The 2370-nt window shown below is 70.3% G+C and carries 2 protein-coding genes; one reads left to right on the plus strand and one right to left on the minus strand.

Annotated features, from left to right (window positions below):
• Positions 1-916: acyltransferase (locus tag G6020_RS05255; RefSeq protein WP_182609902.1), on the minus strand; the 916-nt coding region annotated here is incomplete at its 3' end.
• 103 nt (positions 917-1019) lie between these two features.
• Here G6020_RS05255 and G6020_RS05260 point away from each other — a divergent pair.
• On the plus strand, positions 1020-2370 hold a 1351-nt coding region (locus G6020_RS05260; protein WP_194305983.1), incomplete at its 3' end, for a DUF3068 domain-containing protein.

Consider the following 2370-nt stretch of genomic DNA (forward strand, 5'->3'; position numbering starts at 1 on the left):
GAGCCAGCGTGACCGGGGCCAGCAGGCAGAACGCCACCACCGCACCCAGCGCGGTCCGGGCCGCGAACTCCGGCCCGGAGGGATGCACGAACCCCTCGGTGAACCAGTGCGGGTGGGTGCTCGCCGCGAACGCCGCCGCGACCACGGTCCACCAGCCCCACCGCGCGTGGCGGTGCCGGGCCAACGCGGCCAGGCGTCCGGGCGGGGCGGCGGCCAGCTCGGCGAGGATCATCCCCGCCGCGAACCACGAGGCGAACGCCGGGGGCAGGATCTGGTCGTTGACCCGCTCGGGCAGTCCGAGGTCGTACCAGGGGATCAGAGCCCACGCCAGGCTCAGCACCCCCACGGCCGCGATCACGGGGATGCGCCATCGCGCCGCGCGACCCCGGAGCCCGGCGAGAGCCCACCACAGTAGGGGCAGGACGAGATAGAAGGACATCTCCACGGACAGAGACCACGCGTGGGTCAGACCCTCGACCAGGGAGTCGGGGACGTACACCTGCATCAGGGTCAGGTTGGCAGTCCAGGTCGAGGCGGAACTGCGGGCGTTCTGGGGGATGAGGAAGAACACCGCGGCCACCAGGACGAGGTAGGCCGGCATGATCCGGACGAGGCGGGAACGCAGGTAGGCCCCTGCGGACCGCGCGGTGCCGGGTCCGCCCCGACGGGCGTGGAGGGCGTGGGCCCGCCACAACAGGAACCCGGACAGGGCGAAGAAGACCGCCACGGACAGGTCGAACCGGCCCCAGACCCGGTTGATCGCCGACCCTGTGGAGGACCCGGTCTGGAACGCGACGTGAGTGGTGAGGACCGCGAGAGCGGCGACCGCGCGGAAGCCCTCCAGCGCCGGGACGAAGCCCGTCGCGGACGGGAGAGTTCCGACTTGTCGGTCGGGGGTGGCGAATGCGTTCTTCATCACTGTTAATCTTCTCCTGATGATGGTCCGGTCCGGCGACCGACCCGGGGAGCTACCCGGCGGTAACCGGCGGATCCAGGGTGCGGCTACAGGAGGACAACCGATGGCACGACAGAGCAGTTCCGCGGGACGGAGGTCGTCAGTGCCCGCGCTGGTCCTCGTCGGGCTCGGCGCGTTCCTCATCACTATCGCACTGGCGCTCGTCTTCTTCGTCGTGCCGGCGCAGAAGAAGACCCCGCTGGACATCAACACCACCACCGTCACCGAGACCACGCAGGGCGCGGTCCTGGTGGGTGCGGCCCTGGCCGGCAACTCGCCGACCGAGCTCAACTCGACCCGGCCGGAGTGCAGCGAAGGTGACGCGGCCGGTGACGAGGACGCCGACGCCCCCGGGGACGGCGCGGCGGGCGACGACGAGGCCGTCGAGACCCAGGACGGTGCGGAGGCCGACGACTCCGATGTCCAGTTCCCGGTGACCTGCTTCATCGACAACGACATCCCGCTCTACTCGCAGCGTCGTGTCCAGGCGGTCGAGCCGTCGGACGCCGAGGTGATCACGTTCCAGGCCGCGCAGTCGCTGCTCCGCGAGGACAAGACCGGGTCGGACGGGGTCGAGGGCCTGGTCAACGCCTCGATCGACCGCGTCACCGTGGACCGCGTGTCCGCGGAGCCGATCGACGAGGCCGTGAGCACTCTGCAGTTGGTCGCGACCGGGGCCGAGGACTCCGCCCCCACCGGGTTCGTCCGCAACGGCCTGCAGTACAAGTTCCCGTTCGACACCGAGCAGCGGGACTACGACTACTTCGACGCCAGCACCTTCACCACCAACCCGATCTCCTTCGTCGGTGAGACCACCGTCGGCGGCATCGACGCGTACGAGTTCCGCCAGGAGCTCGGCCCGATCGACATGTGGTCCTCGATCCGCGACCACTTCGCCTCGATCACCGACGGGTACGACCCCGCCGTGGAGGCCGTGCTGGCCAGCTACCGGCGCGAGGGCATGACCGCGGGCCAGTGGGGCCTCGAGGGTGACCCGGAGCGCGAGGTCGACATGCGTCGCTACTACACCAACACCCGCACGGTGTACGTCAACCCGGAGACCGGCCAGGTGATCAACGGCAACGAGAACATCTACCAGTTCTTCGCCGAGGACCAGGACGAGGCCGAGGCCTTCTTCAACGACGCGGCGGGCATGGAGGAGGAGAAGGCCGAGCCCACCCGGACGGCCGTCCGATTCGAGTCCGGCTGGAACGAGGAGACCAAGGAGATCACGCAGTCCGCCGCCCAGGAGACCGCCGACACGCTCAACACGTTCGGTCGCATCCTGCCGGCCGTGCTCGGTGTGCTGGGCGTGCTGGCGCTGCTCGGTGGCATCCTCCTGGGTGCCCGCAGCGGTGCCGGCGGGCGCACCACCCGGGGCACGCGCGACACCCGCGGTGTGCGCGGGGACGGTG

The organism is Dietzia sp. B19, assembly GCF_014145155.1.
Classification (GTDB): domain Bacteria; phylum Actinomycetota; class Actinomycetes; order Mycobacteriales; family Mycobacteriaceae; genus Dietzia; species Dietzia natronolimnaea.